Raw genomic sequence first — 584 nt, 5'->3', positions numbered from 1 at the left:
TAAAACGTAATTTACCATTATTTGGTATTTGTTTAGGGCACCAAGTAATAGCATTAGCAAACGGTGTTTCAACTTACAAAATGCATAACGGACATAGAGGTATTAATCACCCTGTTAAAAACTTAAAAACAGGTAAAGGTGAAATAACATCACAAAATCACGGTTTTGCTGTAAATAGAGAAGAAGCTGAAGCTAATACAGATTTAGAAGTTACACACGTACATTTAAATGATAATACTGTAGCAGGAATAGCTATGAAAAACAAAAATGTATTTTCAGTACAATATCATCCAGAGGCAAGCCCTGGGCCACATGATTCATCATATTTATTTGATCAATTTATTGAAAATATAAAAAAATAAAAAATTTAATATAAGCCTTATAAACCACTGTTTTTAAGGCTTATATTTTACTAAAACGTTATAGCGGTGTTTTTAAAAAAATATTATAAAACATCTCCAAAAAAACAAGATTTAACCTTAAATTTGAAGTATAAATTAAAGTAAATAAACAAACCAATTATGAGTTCAATAATAAATATTCATGCTAGACAGATTCTAGACTCTAGAGGAAACCCAACAGTA

General features: G+C 28.1%; 1 protein-coding gene. It reads left to right on the top strand.

Annotated features, from left to right (window positions below; genetic code table 11):
- Window positions 1–362 (top strand): glutamine amidotransferase-related protein (locus tag FUA24_RS00340; protein ID WP_187388117.1); only part of this gene is annotated, 362 nt, incomplete at its 5' end.
- Window positions 363–584: the final 222 nt, after the last annotated feature.

This window comes from Seonamhaeicola marinus, from assembly GCF_008085455.1.
This window is presented reverse-complemented; position numbering and strand designations above follow the sequence as displayed.